Genomic DNA, 19,180 nt, shown 5'->3' with positions numbered 1-19,180 from the left:
TGGGAAACGCCAGTGATGCGTTGGCTGCCGCGGATATTCAGCACGGCCGCGTTGGCCGGTTTCGCGGCAGCGATCTGGTTTGCTGGACCTTTGATCCGCTTCGCCGATATCCGGCCGCTGGGACCTGTTTGGTTGCGCGCGACAATCATCGGCACGATCGTAGCGACCGCGGCCCTCGTTTACGGAGTGCGCGTCTGGCAGGTGAGAAAGGCGCAAAAAGCGCTCGAGATCGTCATTGCTCGCGGCGACGGGGGCAATGACGATTCACCGGTGCTCGAGGCGCGCATGAGTGAGGCCATCGGAACACTCAAACGCTCGAGCGGCAAGCGCAATTTCCTCTACGATATTCCATGGTACATCGTCATTGGCCCGCCGGGCGCCGGCAAGACGACGGCACTGGTCAATTCGGGTCTGAATTTTCCGCTTGCCGGTTCAGGAGACGCCCAGCCGGTGGCCGGTGTTGGCGGCACCCGCTCCTGCGATTGGTGGTTCACTGAAGCGGCTGTGCTGATCGACACGGCAGGACGTTACACCACGCAGGATTCCAGTGCTGGAAGCGACAGCAAGAGCTGGCTTGCGTTTTTGTCATTGCTCAAGAAATTCCGCACAAGGCAACCGATCAACGGGGTCATCCTGGCCATCAGCCTTGCCGACCTCATCAGCCTCGATGACCAGCAGCTAGATGCCCAAGTCGTTGAAATACGCAGTCGCCTGAGGGAGATCCACCAGACGCTTAAAATCCAGTTTCCGGTGTACCTGCTGTTCACCAAGGCCGATCTTGTTTCCGGCTTCATGGAATACTTCAGCAGTTTCGAGGAGCCGCGCAGGCGCAAGGTCTGGGGCGCGACATTCCAGACCACAGACCGCAACAAGAACATGGCCGGTGAGGCTCCGGCCGAATTCGATGCGCTGGCGAACCGCTTGGCGGACGAGATGGCTGACCGCCTGCAGGAAGAGCTTGATCCGGTCTCGCGCATATCGATCTTTGGCTTTCCGGCCCAGTTTTACGCGCTCAAGGGGCGAATTGCCAATTTCGTGACCAGCCTGTTCGATCCGGTGCGCAGCCAGGTGAACGTCAGTTTGCGTGGGATCTACTTCTCGTCGGGGACGCAGGAGGGAACGCCCATCGATCAGGTCTTGGGCGCAATCGGCCGCAGTTTCGGCAACAATTCCCGCCCCCACCTGTCCGGGACCGGCAAGAGCTTCTTTTTGCACGATCTCCTGACCGATGTCATTTTGGCTGAATCCGGATGGGTTTCCTATGACCGAGCGACCGAGAGGCGGGCAGCGGCCCTCAGATATGGCGGCTTTGGCATCATAGCCTTGATCACTGCAGCGGCCCTTGGCGCGCTCGGGATGAGCTTCATGGCCAACCGCTCGCTGATCGCGTCTACGACGCAGGCGACGAGCCAATATCGCGAGACAGCGGACGCCCTGCTCAAAAGCACGACGGTCGCGGATGTCGACCTTGAAAACGTCATCGGGCCACTCGACCAATTGCGCAACATGCCGGCCGGTTTCGAAAGCAGTGACTCACCGATCCCGATCGACGAAACGTTCGGCCTGAGCCAGCGGGAAAGGCTTAGTTCTGCATCGACAACGGCCTATCGGCAAGCACTGGAACGAATGTTGCGGTCGCGTCTGCTTGTTCAGGCTGAGCGGACGGTCCAGGCGACGATGGCTGAGCCCGCCACGCTTTACGAACCGCTCAAGATCTACCTGATGCTCGGCGGCAAGGCACCCAAGGTCGATGACGCACTGATCATCTCTTGGATGAAGCAGGATTGGGAAAAGAACCGGTATCCAGGCGAGAGCAACCGGGAAGGACGCGCGCAGCTCGAAAAGCACCTACGCGCCATGCTCGCGTTGGACGATGCCTATGATCCAGTTTTCGAACTCAACCAGCCGCTTGTGGAAGCCGCCCAGCGCTCGCTCGGGCGCATGAGCCTTGCGGATCGCGCATCAGCATTGATCAAGTCGGCGGTGTATGCGGCTGCGCTGGACGATTTTGCCGTCTCCCAAAAAGCTGGACCGGAAGCGCAGCTTGTGTTCGAGCGCGTCGATGGCGGCGATCTGTCGAAGCTTCGTATACCCGGTCTCTACACCCAAGCCGGATTCAACAACTTTTTTCTCGGACAGCTTTCGCGCATTGCCCAGACACTCGTCGACGACCAGTGGGTTCTGGGCGGTGGCGGCGAGCAAGGCGACATCGATCAGGCGTTGCTCAAACTCGGCCCCGAACTTCTCGATCGCTACGGCAGGGAGTTCGCAGCCGCGTGGAACAGCGTTCTCGATGGTTTGAAATTCAAGGCCATGCTGAACGACAAGCCGCACTATGTCGCGCTTTCCGCCGTAGCCTCACCAAGCTCGCCGATCGAACAGCTTTTTACCGCGATGGCCGAGGAAACAACCCTGGCGCGCGACTCTGTCTCCGGCGCCGACTCGGGCACTGGGATGCAGGTCGGCACCGTCCTGCGCCAGTCCCAGGACGCCGCAGACATGGCCAAGGGCCTGGCTCGCATCGGCATCCAAATTGGCTCCGCAAAATCGCAAAGCCGTGCCGGTACGGGGTCCGAGAAATTTCATAGCCAGAACCCTGGGGCAAACATCGAAGCGCAGTTCAGGTCCTTCCAGGCTCTGGTAAGCGGTCCTTTCGGACACCGACCGATCGATGCGCTGACCCAGAATTTTCGCGACATCCACCAGAGCCTGCGACTGGCAACCGAGGTCCCTTCGCAGACGGAACGTGTCAACGCCAACCTGCAGCTGCAGATAGCCACCCTTCGCGCCAATGCATCGCGTCTGCCCAAGCAACTCGGCAGAATGGTCAACGCAACTGCAGACGAATTTGAGGGCAACGCGGCTGAAATTTCGTTGACGAATCTGAATGAGATGCTCGACCAGGCCGTCACGCAGCCCTGCGAGAAGGCGGTCAACGGCCGCTACCCCTTCGCCGGCGATGGTACCGAGGATATTGCGATGGCGGACTTCGCCAAATTGTTCTCTCCGGGCGGCCTGATGGACCGGTTCTTCGCACAAAACCTTGCTTCCTTGATCGACATGAGCGGCCAGGACTGGAGCTGGAAACAGGATGCACGCTTTGGGCGCGACCTGTCGAAGTCGACGCTGAAAAACTTTCAGCTGGCTGCGGAAATCCGCGGCGCATTTTTCCCGTCGGGCGGGTCAATGCCGTCAGTCAACCTGACCTTTACCCCGTTCTCGCTGAATGGAGATGCAGATGCTGCGGTGCTCGACGTCGATGGCCAGATCGTCCAGAGCAACCAGGCGGCTAACACGCCAAGCACTGTGTCCTGGCCGACCGGTGCGGCCTCGACATCCGCCAGTCTGAGGCTGACGCCGGAAATGCCGGGCCGCGAATCCGTTATCAGCTTCGAAGGGCCGTGGTCGCTGAAGCGGTTGCTGGACAAGGCGACGATCACCAGAAAAGACGGCACTGTTGAGGCGCGCTTCGTAATCGGCGGACGCGACGTCAGCTATACGATCCAGACCGGCTCCGGACCCAGCCCCTTCTTCCTTCCCGCACTTTCTGCTTTCAGCTGTCCGAAGGCGTTTTGAGAAGGATTTGACCTCGCCGAAGGCAAGTAAGATCGCGAAACCAAGCTAGGGTGAGGATCGATATTTTGAAAATACCGACGCTCCTGTTTTAACGACGGGGTCGGCAATTTGCGCTGGGTGGCACGTCGCTCGCTCGGATCCTGAAAGATGCCGGGTCCTGACAGTGGCATCTAGGTCGTCGTCTGGAGCACCGATCAAGGCGAGATCGCACGGCGTCATTCCGGCGTTACCTGACTGGCTGCCTGGTTGGTTGTGGGATAAGAGCTGGAACACTTCGGCACCGGCACGTTGTGACAGGCGGGGAGATCGCAGGATGCGCAGTTGATCAGGCGACGGAGCGCTGTCGCGCCCTCAAATCATCACTTGAGCTCTTTGTCGGGGTGACCCGCCACGAAGGTCACGCGCTCAAAGCTAGATTTCGATATTTTAATATTCGAGCCTGTGGCAAAGTGGCGCCAGCGAGCGCCTTAGAGTGCGCTGCAGAGGACGCTTCGAGAAGCGCTTGGTGGCAAGTTGAGCGATGTCGCCCTTTCCTTTGAAAGCTTCGGCGTAAGCCACAATGGCTGTGTCCGTGAGCACAATGAAGACAACTATCTGGTCGAGCCACGAACCGGCCTGTGGGTGGTGGCCGACGGTATGGGTGGGCATGAAGCCGGAGAGGTCGCTTCAGCCAGCATTGTCGACCATCTGGCCACGATCGGCATTGCCAGTTCCGCCCCGGATCTTCGTGCGCGCTTCGAGGACAGGCTGAGCCGCGCCAACGCCGAGATCCGCAGGATCTCCGAGTCCCGCGGCATAACCATCGGCTCCACCGTTGCCGCCCTGCTGGCGATGGATGGGCGATTTGCTTGCCTATGGGCGGGCGACAGCCGGGTCTATCTGATCCGCAACGGATCCATCTCGCAGATCTCGAAGGACCACACCGAAGTTCAGGAACTTCTCGACCGTGGCATGATCAGCGCGGCCGAGGCGCTCACCTGGCCGCGCCGCAATGTCATCACGCATGCGGTAGGCGTCAGCGACGAAATCGTCATCGATTTCCAGCAAGGGGAAATCATGCCGGGAGACATCTTTGTGTTGTGCACCGATGGGCTGACGGCGCATCTGACCGACGCCGAGATCGGCGCCGCAGTTGTGACTGCAACACCTCAGGCGGCCTGTGAGGCTCTGCTGAAAACGGTGCTGGAGCGAGGCGGGACAGACAATGTCACGATTGTGCTGGTAAAATTCGCAAGCAGAAGCAACGGACACCCCCCCTACCCTGATCTGTCCAGAGCGGAGGGTTGAGGCTGATGAGCGCCGACGACAAGACGCGAATATCGCCGCAGCTGGCCAACACCGCCGTCGGCACGCAGCTCAGCGGCATCTACGAACTTGACGAGCGGATCGCATTCGGCGGCATGGGCGAGGTCTACCGCGGCCACAACATTCAGACTGGCGACCATGTCGCGATCAAGATCGTCCTGCCCGAATTTGCCCGCGACCCGACGATCTTGTCCTTGTTCCGCAAGGAAGCGTCGATCCTCAATCACCTCTCGCACGATGCGGTCGTGCGTTATCACGTCTTCACGATCGATCCAGGGATCGGTCGTCCCTACCTTGCGATGGAATTCGTCGACGGCGAGTCCCTATACGACATCATGCGACGTGGCCCTATGCCGACTGAGCAGGTGCGCAAGCTCTGCCATCGCCTCACGTCGGGTCTGAGCGCCGTGCATCAGGCAGGAGCAATACACCGCGACCTCTCTCCGGACAACATCATCTTGCCCGGAGGTCAGGTCGATCGCGCCAAGATCATCGATTTCGGAATCGCGCGATCGGCGACCGTCGGCGGGGAGACCCTGATCGGCGGAAAATTCGCGGGAAAGTACAACTACGTTTCCCCCGAACAGCTTGGGCTGTACAGCGGCGATGTCAGCGAGCAGTCCGACATCTACAGCCTGGGGCTGGTGTTGGTTGCCGCCCTGCGCGGGAAGCCGATCGACATGAGCGGATCCCAATTCGAGATCATCGAAAAGCGTCGGACCGTGCCTGACCTGTCCGACATCGATGACGATTTTCGTGACATTGTCGAAGCCATGCTGCAGCCGGATCCGCGAGACCGCCCGGTGAGCATGGCGGAAATTGCCAGGATGACGCGTGACGAGGACGAAGGGACAACGCCGCCGACGTTCATCCCAAACCGCGACAGGCCGGGTTTGCCACGAGCGGGGCAAACCCTTGCGCCCGACCCGAAGGCCTCGTCCCCGCCATCCGATGTCTTGGGCCATAGCGGGCCTTTGGCAGGCTCGGGTGGGCAGCGCTTTGTCCCGCATGTCCGACCAGCGCTGCTGTCCGAACCTCGGGCCTCACCGGTCGCTGCGCCGCCACGTGCCCTCGTTGGTGCTGTTCGCGGAACATCTACAAAAGGCCGAGGCATCGCCATCTCTGCCTTCGCGACATTGGCTCTCGCCTCAGTTGCCGGCCTCTATTTTAGCGGCTTTATAACGCCCACCGCACCGAGCGCTGTCAAAACCTCGCTTTCCGCGCCAGAGCCACCGCAACTTGCACCACAAGCAACAACGCCTTTCCCGGATGCATCAATTCCTGAGGCAGAGGCGTCAAAGCCGCTGGCGACGGACAATGATGCGCACGCGCCTGAGCCGCCACAGGCAGTTCCAGCCCCAAAGCCGGAAACGGAAGCTACATTAGCGCCAACTGAAAATCAGGCGGAGGCCGCCGCGGCCAGAACGCAGCCGCCGGCAGCGTCGCCCAAGATGCTCCCGCAAATGCAGGAAAAGTCGAAGCCGTCGGCAAGCGCGGCGCAACTGCCGGCCGAAACCGCAACGCCATCATTTCAGCCCGATACGCCCTCGCCGCCTGCCACGATTGCTCCGGCTCTCCCGCTGGTCGACAAGGCTCCGGCGCCGCGCGCCGCGCAGCCAGACGCCGCACCGAGCCAAAAGCCTGAACAGCAGGCAAGCCCGCAGGCGGGGGCGAAACCGGCCGTGCCAGCTCCCGAACCGGCTGCGGGCCAGGCAGGTGCGACGAGCCCAAAGGAGCAGCAGGCCGTCCTGCCGCCGCCCAAACACCAGGCGAGCGTGCCGGCGAAGACGATACCAGCACCGCCCGTTCCCGAGCCGGCTGCACGCCAGGCGGATACGACGAGGGCAAAGGAGCAGCAGCCCGACCAACCGGCGGCCGGAGAACCAGATCCGGCCATGGTCGCCCTGAACTTGCCCAAGCCGGAAGTTGCCCCAGTAATCGACGAGATAGCGCAACGTGTGTCGTGGGTTCGCGACTTCAGCGGCGGCGACTGTTTCTACGCCGCCGTAACCTCGATAACCGATAAGACCGCTGCGATCGAAGGATTTGGAACCGCGGTCCAGCCATTTGAGCAGATGCTGGCTGATTTCCAGGCAAAGTTCCACGTTGAGCCGGACATCAACGTGCGCCTTATTGAGCCGAGCCAGTGCGAAGTCACCAACTTTCTGCGTTTTCTGGGGCAGACTGCTGGCGAGAAGCCGCAGCTTGTTCTCGATCGAACATCGGTGTCGAACGGTACGCCGATCAGCGGTACGCTGGTAACGCGTGGCGGGCTCATTTCCAGCGTGCTGCTGATCGACCACAAAGGCATGATGTTCAACCTCGATGACCGCATGGTCGTTCACTCGGACAAGGCTACCTTCAGCATCCCGATCGGTCTCGGCGCCGCCGACAGGGCTGCAGGCAAGGCCGTGCCGCAGATCATCATGGTGATCACCGGGCCCCAGGACATCCAGGCGGCTGCGATCTCCACGCCAGTGCCAGCCTCACGGCTGTTGCCCAAAATTCTCGAGGAAATTGAGGCCAACGGTTCCAAGTTTTCGGCCAGTGCCAAGTATTTCCGACTCGGCGGCTAGCATGGGCGTCCGATGGAACTGCTTAGCTCGCGTTCGCCCCGCTCGTCTTCCGACCTGCCCGTAAAGCAGCGTGGTCGGCTTCGAACCTTGCTTGCCTCGATGAGCCGGATGAGGCTTGCGGTCGTTTCGGCCGCCGCGTTGCTAGCCGTGCTCTCGTGCAACGAAGCGCGCGCCGAATTCACGGTGTGCAATCAGACGCTCGACGTCGTCAACCTCGCTGTCGGCCAGGAGGTGGACAATGCCGACCAGACCGACGGCTGGTGGACCATCGGCGCAAATCAGTGCGTGAACGTCATCCGCGAAGAACTGACGAACCGCTACATCTACCTCTACGCCACCGACGTTTTCGGCCACGCGATCCTGACCGGATCGACCGAAATGTGCATTGAGCGGCGACGTTTCTCGATACGCGGCATCGACGAATGCTGGCAGCGCGGCCATATTGCCGCGCGATTTGTCGAAGTCGATACGCTTGAACAGGTGCGGTGGACGTTTTTCCTGACCGGAAGCAGTCCGTGACGCACGCTATCGACACCAGCTTCAAGGAAAAGAAGCAAGCACGCGCTGCCCTTCGCCGGCGCACCTTTTGGCGCAGGCTTCTTGCCGGCCTCGCCACGGTTTTCCTGTGTTCGATTGCAGCCGGCTTCTATCTCACCGCGGACTACTGGTCATTTGGCGACGAAGACGAGGAGCTGCATGCGGTCGAAGGAGCCGACGATGTGCCGGCCGATGCCTCTGTTTATGTGCCTGCCATTATCGGCCTGGCGGGAGACCCGATGTGGATCACGCTCGCACCCGATTCCGGCGCCGCAACGAAAGGCCGCGTCGTTCCGCGTCCGGCCGAACTCGACCAGGCCGGGGTTTCGTCACAGATCGAGATTTTGTCCGACGTCATGCTTAGCGCCAGCGAGAAATTCATGACGACCATACCGTCGACGCAGGAGGATTTCGCATTCTTCCAGGCGCAACGAAAGACGGCCCCCGCAGCCTCCAGCGATCTGCAGAACGATCTTCAGCCATCTCCTGCCGCGGATGAACCCGCCCCTGCCGCCGATCAACTGGCCGAAGCCGATGACCCGGAGGCCGGCTGGGGTGAAACAATCGATGCAGGCGATGCAGCTCTTCCCGCGTTCCACAAGACCCAGATCGAAAACAACACCAGCGTCGCAACTGTCACGAACGAATTTCAGCGGTTCGAGGCTACGGAAGACACGTTCGTGAAGATCCTCAACGATCGCAGTCTGGATAGCGTTGCGCTCGATGCACATTTCTCCGCCGACGACGCCAAGCAGGCAGGCGAGGCGCTGAAGGCGCTCTTCGGCCGGGACGGCCTGGAACCGGGCTATGTCGTGGCCATGCGTGGATACCGACCCAACCGCGAGACGACAACGATGTCCCTCATGCAGGTGTCGATCTACGCCAAGAACGTCTTTGTCGGTACGCTGACGCGCAATGCCGCGGGCGTGTTCGTTTCGGGCGTTGATCCTTGGGTACGGGAAGATCTTTTCAACTACTCGGGCGCGCCGGCGGAAGGCGCCCACAAACGGCAGTATCGTCTGCTCGACGCGATCTACTCGACAGCGGCACGCAACAGCGTTCCGACCGGCGTGATCGGCGAAGCCATCATGTATCTGTCGAGAGGACAGGATCTGGACGCCTTCGCAAGCGAGGACCAGCGTCTTGTGCTGATCTATTCGCAGACGCCGCGCGGCAAGGACGAAGGCGCTGGGCGGGTGCTGTATGTGGGTGTCCAGGGCACGACAAAAACTCTCGACTGTTTCGTTTTCCAGCAGAGCGATGGCCAGTTTGCATGCGTGACAGGCGACGATCAGGTCCGCTCGCTGACGGTCACCAACGGCATGGTCACACCGGTCAACGGGGTGTTGACCTCGACCTTCGGGCCCCGCAAGCACCCAATTCTGGGCACCGTTCGCATCCACAAGGGCGTCGACTGGGCGGCGCCGGTCGGCACGCCGATCGCAGCCGCCTTCGATGGCGAAATCAGCTTCCAGGGCGATGGGGGCGGCTATGGCAATCTGGTCAAGATTTCCCACGGAAACGGGCGCGAGACGCGCTATGCGCATATGCAGAAATTCGCAATCGTGGGCGGCGTCGGCACCAAGGTGAAGGCAGGTGACATCATCGGCTACATCGGCACCACCGGACTGTCGACCGGACCGCACCTGCATTTCGAACTCTACCAGAATGGCGCGGCGATCGACCCGCTGGGCACAGTTACTGCGGTCGCTTCGGACTTTTCCGCCGTGGAAACGCTCACCGACCGCATCGTCCACGTCGAAAGTGGCGGCAGTGCCCGTGCCAAGAACCCGAATTCTTCAGCGACCGGTGCCGGCCAATTCATCACCAAGACCTGGATCCGTATGATGAATACATACCGCCCTGAACTTGCACGCACGCTCTCGACCGCCGACCTGCTTGCCCTGCGTTACGACGCCACGATCTCGCGCGAGATGGTTCGCAATCTGGCGCGAGAGGGCGAAGCCTATCTTCGGGCGCGCGGCCACCAGATCACAGCCGGCCGGCTCTATCTGTGCCATTTCCTCGGCATGGAAGGGGCGCATCAGGTGCTGTCGGCGTCGGGTTCGGCGCAACTGAGCGCCGTGCTCGGATCAGCCGTCATTCAGGCCAATCCCTTTCTCACCGGCAAGACCGCCAGCTATGTCGTGGACTGGGCCGAAAGGAAGATGGGTCGAAAGCTCAGCCCAGCAACGACCGCGAGCCAGCAGACGACGACCACCACTGAAATCCGGCAGACATCGCCCGAGTTCGCAAAGTACAAACACGTGATCATGGCGATGCTGAGCTCCGTGCAGAACGCGCTTTGAGCCATCGCAGGCGTTCGTAAGAAAGGGTTCAAACGACTGCCCTGCTCGCGGCAAAGCCGTTGTGGCTCGAAACTGCCGCACAGTTTTCGGCGGCGTGCGCTACTCGGTCTTTATGCGCATTTCCACACGGCGATTGACAGCATCGTATGGGTTGGGGCTGCGCGGATGCGCTTCGCCCAGGCCGATCGGATTAATCCGAGCCGCCTCAATGCCGCTTGATGTCAGGAAGGACGTCACAGATTGCGCTCGTCGCTGTGAGAGCCGCTCATTGTAGTTCGCCGGACCGGAAGCGTCAGTGTAGCCTTCGACGACGAAATGGAAACTGCTAAGCCGGTTGTCCTTCAGGGCCTTGGCAAACTCCGCGAGCTCGGCGCGCGCGGTTGCGTCGAGTTCGGCCGAATCGAGTCCGAAATTGATCAGCATGTCGAGACTGGATTTGCCGGCGGGTCCCTCGTTTGGCTTACTCTTGCTCTTGCACTGCTCCTCGGTGCCGACACAAATTCCGCGCGACTTGCCAAGATCGGCCGCGCCGGCAAAAAACTTGACGATGTCTTCTGATTTCTGGACAGGGTCGGCGCAAACATGCGTTGAGAAAACCATGACCGCCAACACCAAAGGTGAACTGGCCCACCGCATAGCGGTTACTCCTGTTGAGCATCCGATATTATCAAGCGTGAACATACCAAATTCCGAAGCAATTGTCTGCGGGAAGCACCGAGCCGCGACTGTATCGCCGTTATCACTCCGCTGCGAGTAGAGACTTGACCAGCGCCGCGCTGCGGGCTTGAGTGCTGACAGGCTCTCGATGAAAGCGTGGCGTCATGGCCAACGGGCTCCGATTCAAAACGGCACGAGATCTTTTCCTAGCTTGTCCCGCCGCTGCCCGAGACATGCGAACCCTTCCAACCGAACAGCATTCGATCGAGTTTTGCCGCGATCTCCTTGCAGGGCGCGTTCCCGAAGAGGCAATCACCTTTTGTGCCTACCTGCTGCCGGATCGGGCTGCGGTCTGGTGGGCTCATGAATGCCTTGGGCATTTGAGCGAGCTGCTCGATGAAACCGATCAACAACTGCTCGCACTCGTCAGCAACTGGGTCAGCGAACCGGGCAGCGCCCACCATCGTGCCGCGCTGGGCCAGGCAGCGGCAGTGCCCCCTACAACCCCGGGCGCCTGGATTGCCTTGGCTGCCGGATGGCGTGACAATGGCCTTGGTGCTTGCCGATCCGTCGGCCGCACAGCAGTACCACCCGCCTCGCCGCCGTTTCCTGCCGCCCATGCCGTCAATGCCGGAGTTCTGGCAGGGCTGGCGCGTGTTGCACTCGCGGACCGTTTTGCCATTCTATCTGCCTTTGTCGAAATGGGTCTACAGATGGCCGACCCCTCAGTGCCCTAAGGTCATCTTGCCCGGAACTTAGGAGAGATCAACAAACGATTTCCTGTGGAATGGGAGGTCGGAAATATTCCGTGTTTCTTTAAGCGGGTGATCGGATAACTGGCTCGCGCGATGACGACCTTGTGCCCCCTAGGCTCCACAAAGGCCTGTGGGCACAGCGTTGTTATGTACCCTGGCGACGTCCTCGATCAGTTCGGTTAAGGTGCGGACCCGTAAGTCGGACCTATCCCCTATGTTTCCCACATCTTTGGTCACCATCCCCGGCGAAGACATGGAGACCGCCCCGCTCACCTTAATGTTGACGGTAAAGGTTCTTCTAGGCGTCTTCTCCAATTCTCGCTTCCTGTAGATCTGGAAACGAATCGACGGGGTTAAAGCTTTGACCTGCCGGCGTGGCGCGGTGTCTATGTCGATAGCCACCTCGCCTGCCACGTCAGCCTTGGCCGCCTCCAGCGATGCAATCACGACGTCGTTTAGCCAAGCCTTTGCTTGCTCGCTGAAGTCCGCCATGGGGGCATCTCGCTTCCCCATCTCCGCGCCGCCGACGGGCTCCTCCTGCTGACGGCGAGCTTTCTTCCCGCGCTCAAGGGCTTCTTTAAACTTTGCCATCCCTGTTGCTCCGATTTGTCATCAGACCACCCCCGTCAGATCGGCTATGGCGCCCTCCCATTTCACTAGAACGCGCACAGTCGGGGTACGTTGCGTTGGGGAGCCTTTGGGTTCGCCACTGTCCTCATCTGGCACGCTCAGAAACCTGACAACGGAATGGTGATTCTTGCCGGCGGCGCGCCGTAAACGGTGTGATTAAGGGCGTTTACGTTGAAGATTGCGATGCTGGTCATTCGCCACCTCAGGCCGATCCGTCGATTTACAGAGCGCCGCTGCCGGCAGGCTCCCCAGCTTCGAACCACAGTCGGTAGCTCTCCCGCATGGCTCGAGCACCAGCCTTCGAGGGGCCAACAATGGCGAGACGTTCCAGTTGCGCGAGCGGGTGTCGCGCGGCCATTTTCGGTCGCAGACGCTCGAGCGTAGCCCGCGGTTCAACATCCGCCACATAGAAATAAGCCTCCTTAGAGGCTGTTTCGAAATTCGCTCTGGCGAGTCATATGGTGGTGGTTTCGAGAACCGGAGCAGCGGACATTTGGGTCCGTGAGAACCGGAAGCGCAGATTGGTCCCATGGCCCGTTTGACCACGAATTTTCAAACCGAAGGCCCAGATCTTACTTGCAGCCGCCTTGCGCCCACTTGGCTAGCGCCACCTTGAAGCGCGTCCCGAGGGGATGTTGCAGACGCAGCACGGACACATCGTTGGCGGCGAAATTCTTCGCCTGTTCGCACAGCCGAACCTCATCCCACTCGTGGCAGCCATTGCAGTGCTTGCCCTGCCACACCGCTTTATCGAGCCCTTCCACGGGAGCAAAGAGAGGCTTGCCCATGATCAGCTCGGCGATACTCTTGCCGTCGATCTTTGGATCTCCAAAATCGACAGGTCGGTCGAAAAAGATCGGATCGTCCGAAGCCAGTTTCGGAATTTTCTGCCGCAGGACATTAAGCGCAAGCTGTGCCTCATCGTCGCCTGACGAATTTGCGGTAGCGTTGCGCCCATCCGAACCGTCTTCCGCATGTTGCGGAGCGGTCGCTTCGCCGACGATCAGCGGCGCGTTGAGATCGACCCTGTGCAAAACGACCTCGGTGGTCAGCGAGACATTGATCCACGGGCGCTGCTTGCCGGCCGTTGCTTTGAAGACATCGGCGGTGACCATGTTCATCGCGTCGGTGATGGAGACGTTCGAAGCCCCGATATGGGCAAGCAACGCGGACGTGAACGGCGAATGCTCGCTCGATCCGTCATAGGCAACCTGATTGGGACTGGTGGAAAAGGCGACCAGTGTACCCGCACCGCCATTCTCGATCGGGATTTCGGCAAGCCCGCTTCTCGCTCCCTTGACGCCTGCGGCCTTTGCCAAGACTTCAGCCAGGGGATTGTCGCGACAGGCGTCGAGGAAAATCAGTCTTATGCTGGTCTCGCGCGACATTTGCCGCAAAACGAACTCGACAGGCACCGCCTCGAAATCCAGCGAAGTCTCGTCTTCCAATGCTGCATCAACCGGAAGGAGATAGTTGCTGCCCGAAACCTGCAAACCATGGCCGGCGTAAAAGAAAAGCGCAATGTCGGCGCCGCGAACCTGCTTTGCGAACTGCGCAATCGTCGTCTGGGTCTGCAATTTGGTCAGATCGAAACCGGAGACGACTTCAAAGTCCAACTTCGAAAGGCGGTTGGCAACAGCCTGCGCGTCCCGGACCGGGTTGGTCAGCGCCGGCGCATGCTGGTACTGGGAGTTGCCAAGGACCAGAGCAACACGGCGTTCCGCATTGGCCGCCGTCAATGTCAATAATAGCGAGAGCGTCGCCAGCCCGATCGCGCGCGGGGCACTGCCAAAACAGGCAATCAGATGGAAGCCCCACCGGAACAAGAGGTCCTTCCTCAGTTGACGAGTTTGGTGGCGGAAAACTCGATCCGCCGATTGAGCGCCTTGTTCTTCGGCGTATCGTTAGCCGCGACAGGCCGCTCCTCGCCATACCCGGTTGCCGTGATCTGCGTTCGTGCAATACCCGCGGCGACGATGGCATCGGCAACGGCCTGGGCTCTGCGCTCCGACAGCAGCTTGTTGGAGGCAGGCGAACCATCGGAATCGGTATAGCCAGAAACTTCTACCTTCAGGCCTGGGCACTTGCCGACCACGCCAACCACCTCCGCCAACAGCGGGCGGCTTTGGTTGTCGAGCCGCGCGCTCGCCGACCGAAAGTAGATGGCCCCAGTGCGGGAGAGCACCGCGAACCGGTTAAGGCACTCTTCTTCGCTGAAATTCGCTTTCGCGGCATCGGTGGCGACGGGCCCGACGTCGGCAGTACTTGCCGCGACTGTCTGCACGGCCGCGGGCTTACTGTCGCCAGCGTTGAACACAAAATCGAACGATACCGAAGCGGTCGGAACAATGTTGGTCACATTGGCGGCTTGCTGCAGCTTGTCGACATTCGGCAGCAGTCCGAAGTCCTCGACATGCACGGCAACAGGCGCCTCCGAAGCGACGGAGACCATGCTGTCGCTGATCATGGTTACGACGACATTGGCCTCAAGATCCTTGTCGACGCCGTGCAGGTTGAGGCGAAATGGCAGCACTGCCTTCACCCTTCGCTTGGTCGCCAGGTCTGCAAATGCGGCAGGGTCCACTTTTGCTGTCAGTTCGGCGGACGGATATTTGAATGTCTCAAAGAAAAGGAACCGCATGCGGACATTGCGAAGGTCGACACCAGTGTCGACGGAGTTAAGGTCAAAAGTGATCTTGGCCTCACCCGTCGAAGAAAGAGTGCCGGCTATGTTCCTGATCTTGTTGGTTTCGACGATCGTATTCTTCTTGACCGACTGGTAGGTGAGCACGGAGGCGGTCGGGTCGAGTGTCCAGTTCGTCTGTGCATTGGCGCTTTCCAGCCCAGGTAACAGCAGCACCGATACGGCAACGATCAGGCCAAGGGTGTTTAGGGCGAAGCAGCTTCTCGAGCCCGTTTTCCACCAGTCTCCGACGACTTCGAACATTGGACCCCCCACAGGACAACAGCCTTCCGCGTTGCAACCGCGAACTGTGCCGTGCCAAGGAGCATAGAACAATTGTCGAGGCTTGGCGAGCATCGGCGAATCGACCGCAAGGTGTAAATTCCGCTCAGGTCCCCGGGCTGCGGAAGTCCGGCAAAATGGTGATGGACGAACACTTGCTACCCAGCAGTCTTGTTGGCGGATATTGGAGCTGACTGAAGAACCCGCTATAGCACCTGCCCCGTCTTTGAAGGCCGGTCACGGTGGACCAGCCCAAGTGAGGGAAAAGCCCGCCTGCTCCATCCTGCTTCTGCCGCGGACACCTACTCCCCAGCCCGTCGTCGACGCTATTCTGTCAGTCTCCATCTCCATTCCGCGCTGAAGATGGCTTCCCTTGGCAGGTCATCAAAGCACTATCCCAATGGCTGAACTGTCCGGCGAATTGGGAGCTCCACGTTTGTAACCAAATGGCGTGCTCCGCGTTCTCTTCAACGGCGTTCGACTATGCGCTCGCGATGCAGCCGTGTGATTTCAGGGTTTCTGGATGGTCAACCGGGACAGGAGCCGGCATGAAGGAAGCTTCGACTGCCTGATCGTAGGTGGCGGGCCAGCGGGCCTAGCAGCTGCGACTTATCTTGGAAGATTCCGAAGGCGAGTAATTGTCGTCGACGCAGGTGAAAGCCGTGCAAAGCGGATTTCCTTGACGCGCAACTGCCCAGGCTTCCCGGACGGTATCACCGGCGCTGACCTACTTGACCGCCTCGAGCTGCAGGCTGCTCGATACTGCGCGAGCTTGGTCCAAGACAGGATCGTATCCATTCGCAAAACGAAGGCTGGGTTTTTGGCGGGCGCTTCATCTCCCATTCGTGCCCGCTCGGTGCTCATTGCTACCGGCGTTGTTGATATCCTGCCAGATTTTCCTGGCGTTACCGACATGATCCAAGCTGGCGTCTTGCGATTGTGCCCTATCTGCGACGGCTATGAAGCCATCGACAAACGGGTGGCCGTCATCGGACCGATCGAACACGCAATGAAAAAGGCGTTGTTCATGCGCACCTTCACACGGGATCTCACTTTGCTGATTACCGATCCATCCGAGCCCTCCCCCGACAAGCGTACCAAGCTCAAGAGGGCCGGTATCGAGATCGGCGTATGCAGACCCAATGCCGTTTGCGCCACGCGCCGGGAGGCGGTCGTGGAACTCATCGACGGCGGAACGCTGTCGTTTGACACCATCTACCCTGCGATGGGCTCGACCATCCGCTCGAGGCTCGCGGTCGACCTTGGTGCATGCTGTGACAAAGCGGGCAATCTCGTCGTAGATTCGCGCCAGCGCACCGCAGTCACCGGCCTTTATGCAGCCGGAGATGTGGTCAATGAGATCAATCAGCTTGCCGTAGCATTCGGTCACGCAGCGGTCGCTGCAACCGACATGCACAACTATCTTGCAAATGGCGACGGCGAATATTGGTCCAGGCCGAACACGGCCCACGGTGACACCAAGCGCACGGTGCCAGGCGCCGACGCCGAAAACAAAGCATGAGGAACGAAGAGGCACGGCGACCGTTCGTGATCATTGAGTTTCATCATGTATCTTTTTCAAATCCTGCTACCTCGCGCGGACAATTCCGGCAGACCGTTCCCCAAACAGGAATTCGACCGGCTCAAAGAAGAACTGGCCCAGCAGTTCGCCGGCGTCACAGCCTTTTTGCAGGCACCTGCGGAAGGGTTGTGGCGGCAAGGCGGCGAGTGCAGCTATGATGAGATCGTCATCTTCGAGGTGATGACGGAGGAGATTGATCTGCAAGCCTGGCGAACACGCCGTGCTGACCTTGAGCGACGCTTTCGTCAGGACGAGGTGATCATCCGTTACTCATCGATGGGCGTCGTGTAAGATGCGTAGAGGTTCGGTTCCAGCGGCGGGCAGGTTCGACGCAGGTTGACCAGAGTGGCAAAGGCGCGGCGCTCGAAGTCCGTTACACGATGCACATCAGCTCGCGGCGATCAGCAACTCTTTTTAAGTTCGGGTCTGTGACGGAATCTCTGTAGTAAGGCTCACGTCGTCCGGGCGCTGCTGCGAGCAAAGGCCGAGAGAACCATCAAGGCTCTCTGGGACGCGGTCGGCGCGGTCGTCGACCTCTTCACCCCAGCCGAATGTGCCAACTACTTCAAAGCCGCAGGATATGAACCGGATTAACAGGACGTGCTCTGGGTTTGTGCCAACGCGTACTTCAACGGCTCTGCACCGACGACACGTCGACCCCTCGCCCTTGGATGGCGACGTCTCGCATCTCGCATTTTGAGGGGCAAAAGCACGAGGGCGAGCTCCTCGAAGCTAGACCCCGAAACGGACAGCCCGGCAGCACCACGGTGGAACGTTTCAGAGCCGCCGTGATTCCGATTTATGGCCTGCCCACGGAGATCATCGTGCCCATGGTTCGTAAACCGCGCCATGGAGCCTGTCGGCGATTTGTTCGCTTCAGAATTCGGCGACCCGCCAACGGGCGTTATTTTGAGTTTAGCTTTGCCCCGAGAAGGCCTGTTCAGTCTCAATTGCATCGTGTAGCGGGACTTAAAATCGCGAAGCTGCGCGTTCATGCAACCTCCGCTTTCTCTTCGCGTTTAGCCCCGTTCAATCCTGGCGAGCGAGAAAATGCCGGCGTTCATTCCGATTACAATTTACCTGAATTGCAGGCCAATGGTGGTTGCATCAATATCCGACGCTGCGAAAGCACTTGAACAACCATGGCCATACGTGGCCAAGCCGCGGCGGCTCGAAGCCGTCCGAATGATCAGGGAATGCTTGGCCGGTCATTGCAACCAACAAGCTGCGATCGATGCCTTCAAGGCGGCCGCAATCGAACAGGGACTTTTTACGCAAAGGCCTTCGAGCGTAGGCCTAACGAAATTAGATGCGGTTGTTAGAGACGTGGTGTGAGCTCATACCGCTCTCCGCATCTGGACCGCAGGCAGGCTTCGCCGACATCACTATGCCGACGCCCCCCACGGCGTCGACGTTCCCTGGAGAATGCGGCAGCGCTCGACGGCGGTGTTCTTCCAAATAATGCGGGTCAAAGCCGGGAGACCTGCCCATAGCTTGGAATTGCTTCCGCCAGCTCTGCGAAAAGATGCACTCCCACGGAATACGATGGGCCGCAATGATTCCGACCGGGGCACAAACAGTCCTCGAGCTGCCCCCCTAACTGCAAGTCCGGCGAGCCCGCTCGCGTCCATCCCGGTTTGCAACGGCCAGACTTCTTGCCGACTACCACAGTGCGCATACGTTAGATCAGCCATTCTCCGCTTATAAGCTTACTGCTGCTGCGCATCTCGTTGCGCTTGGCAGCCGCCGGCGGGACTTGAGCGACCGCTTCGTGCAGGACTCAGCTTGCCATGATGGCTTTTGAGTAGCGCTCAGGCGTCAGAAACTCCCCCGTGCTTGGTTTCTTGATCAGCCGCCGCCGCTTCCATTTCGAGCCGCGCCAAATGGGCCTTAATTTCCTCAGGCTCGGCGTGCTCCAGCCCGACGACATTGTTCCTCGTTTCCTTCAATGCAACGATAATTTCATCGAGCTTGGCATGGATGGCAGCAGTGTCGCGATAACCCTGGATCAGAACAACGCCGGTAATCACAATCGCAGCTACTGAAAGCGCATAGGTGATTACGCTTGTTAGGCCGAAAGGGACCATCGCAGTGCAGGCTATCATGGCCACGATGATCAGATAAAAGCCTGGCGGCCGGGACAGAAAATCAGCAATTACAAAGAGAAATCGGTTCATGTGAATCCCCAACCAAATGATGAAATGCGCTCCACGATGCGCGTGACGAGATCACCAGGAAAGCCGGAGATTACGCATCGGAAGCAAAGCAAGCATTGTTCAACAAGGCGG

The 19,180-nt window shown here is 59.8% G+C and carries 15 protein-coding genes and 1 pseudogene; 11 read left to right on the top strand and 5 right to left on the bottom strand.

The genetic code is table 11. The annotated features are described in order from the left end of the window. Window positions 1–15: 15 nt before the first annotated feature. The 5 genes from tssM to NKJ17_RS28885 all read left to right on the top strand — a co-directional run bounded on the left by tssM (window position 16) and on the right by NKJ17_RS28885 (window position 10,303). On the top strand, window positions 16–3,576 hold the full coding sequence (gene tssM / locus NKJ17_RS28905; RefSeq protein WP_352691171.1) for a type VI secretion system membrane subunit TssM: 3,561 nt from the start codon (window positions 16–18) through the stop codon (window positions 3,574–3,576). A 513-nt stretch (window positions 3,577–4,089) separates the two neighbouring features. Continuing rightward, window positions 4,090–4,863 carry a PP2C family protein-serine/threonine phosphatase gene (locus NKJ17_RS28900; RefSeq protein WP_352479434.1) on the top strand — a complete coding sequence of 258 codons (774 nt, stop codon included), beginning with the start codon at window positions 4,090–4,092 and terminating at the stop codon, window positions 4,861–4,863. Between the two features lie 5 nt (window positions 4,864–4,868). After that, complete coding sequence (locus NKJ17_RS28895; protein ID WP_352691147.1) at window positions 4,869–7,457, top strand: serine/threonine-protein kinase; 2,589 nt, start codon at window positions 4,869–4,871, stop codon at window positions 7,455–7,457. Between the two features lie 12 nt (window positions 7,458–7,469). Then, a complete protein-coding gene (locus NKJ17_RS28890) occupies window positions 7,470–7,976 on the top strand; it encodes a DUF1036 domain-containing protein (RefSeq protein WP_352508022.1) in 507 nt (168 codons plus the stop codon). Beyond that, a complete protein-coding gene (locus NKJ17_RS28885; protein WP_352691145.1) occupies window positions 7,973–10,303 on the top strand; it encodes a M23 family metallopeptidase in 2,331 nt (776 codons plus the stop codon). Before NKJ17_RS28890 ends, NKJ17_RS28885 begins: the two co-directional genes overlap by 4 nt. Window positions 10,304–10,402: 99 nt before the next feature. Here the strand turns inward: NKJ17_RS28885 and NKJ17_RS28880 are convergent, their stop codons facing one another. Further along, complete coding sequence (locus NKJ17_RS28880) at window positions 10,403–10,939, bottom strand: OmpA family protein (protein ID WP_352479445.1); 537 nt, start codon at window positions 10,937–10,939, stop codon at window positions 10,403–10,405. Between the two features lie 185 nt (window positions 10,940–11,124). On the opposite strand from NKJ17_RS28880, the gene NKJ17_RS28875 reads away from it, so the two are divergent. Then, window positions 11,125–11,697 carry a DUF6931 family protein gene (locus NKJ17_RS28875; protein ID WP_352508020.1) on the top strand — a complete coding sequence of 191 codons (573 nt, stop codon included), beginning with the start codon at window positions 11,125–11,127 and terminating at the stop codon, window positions 11,695–11,697. Window positions 11,698–11,826: 129 nt separating this feature from the next. Here NKJ17_RS28875 and NKJ17_RS28870 read toward each other — a convergent pair whose 3' ends face one another. The 3 genes from NKJ17_RS28870 to NKJ17_RS28860 form a co-directional block, all read right to left on the bottom strand. Beyond that, a complete protein-coding gene (locus NKJ17_RS28870; protein ID WP_352691143.1) occupies window positions 11,827–12,306 on the bottom strand; it encodes a hypothetical protein in 480 nt (159 codons plus the stop codon). 611 nt (window positions 12,307–12,917) lie between these two features. Then, on the bottom strand, window positions 12,918–14,171 hold the full coding sequence (locus tag NKJ17_RS28865; RefSeq protein ID WP_352479438.1) for a caspase family protein: 1,254 nt from the start codon (window positions 14,169–14,171) through the stop codon (window positions 12,918–12,920). Between the two features lie 11 nt (window positions 14,172–14,182). After that, window positions 14,183–15,292 (bottom strand): OmpA family protein, encoded by a 1,110-nt coding sequence (locus NKJ17_RS28860; RefSeq protein WP_352508017.1) that lies wholly within the window; start codon window positions 15,290–15,292, stop codon window positions 14,183–14,185. A 541-nt stretch (window positions 15,293–15,833) separates the two neighbouring features. Between NKJ17_RS28860 and NKJ17_RS28855 the strand changes: the two genes are divergently transcribed. From NKJ17_RS28855 to NKJ17_RS28835, 5 genes and pseudogenes are all read left to right on the top strand, one after another. Next, the gene (locus NKJ17_RS28855) at window positions 15,834–16,832 is read left to right on the top strand and encodes an NAD(P)/FAD-dependent oxidoreductase (RefSeq protein WP_352508016.1); all 999 of its coding nucleotides are present in this window, start codon (window positions 15,834–15,836) and stop codon (window positions 16,830–16,832) included. Window positions 16,833–16,865: 33 nt separating this feature from the next. Then, a complete protein-coding gene (locus tag NKJ17_RS28850) occupies window positions 16,866–17,183 on the top strand; it encodes a hypothetical protein (protein ID WP_352508015.1) in 318 nt (105 codons plus the stop codon). Window positions 17,184–17,351: 168 nt separating this feature from the next. Next, a pseudogene (locus NKJ17_RS28845) lies at window positions 17,352–17,486 on the top strand (IS630 family transposase); the annotation flags it as partial. Window positions 17,487–17,659: 173 nt separating this feature from the next. Continuing rightward, the gene (locus NKJ17_RS28840; RefSeq protein ID WP_352508055.1) at window positions 17,660–18,028 is read left to right on the top strand and encodes a hypothetical protein; all 369 of its coding nucleotides are present in this window, start codon (window positions 17,660–17,662) and stop codon (window positions 18,026–18,028) included. After that, on the top strand, window positions 17,943–18,227 hold the full coding sequence (locus NKJ17_RS28835) for a DUF982 domain-containing protein (protein ID WP_352508014.1): 285 nt from the start codon (window positions 17,943–17,945) through the stop codon (window positions 18,225–18,227). Before NKJ17_RS28840 ends, NKJ17_RS28835 begins: the two co-directional genes overlap by 86 nt. A gap of 476 nt (window positions 18,228–18,703) precedes the next feature. Here NKJ17_RS28835 and NKJ17_RS28830 read toward each other — a convergent pair whose 3' ends face one another. Beyond that, window positions 18,704–19,069, bottom strand: coding sequence for a low affinity iron permease family protein (locus NKJ17_RS28830; RefSeq protein ID WP_352508013.1), 366 nt, complete (start codon window positions 19,067–19,069; stop codon window positions 18,704–18,706). Between the last annotated feature and the right edge of the window lie 111 nt (window positions 19,070–19,180).

The organism is Mesorhizobium sp. M0208 (genome assembly GCF_040322015.1).
Classification (GTDB): domain Bacteria; phylum Pseudomonadota; class Alphaproteobacteria; order Rhizobiales; family Rhizobiaceae; genus Mesorhizobium.
Note: the sequence above shows the minus strand (reverse complement) of the source record. Positions and strands in the feature narration are given on the sequence as shown.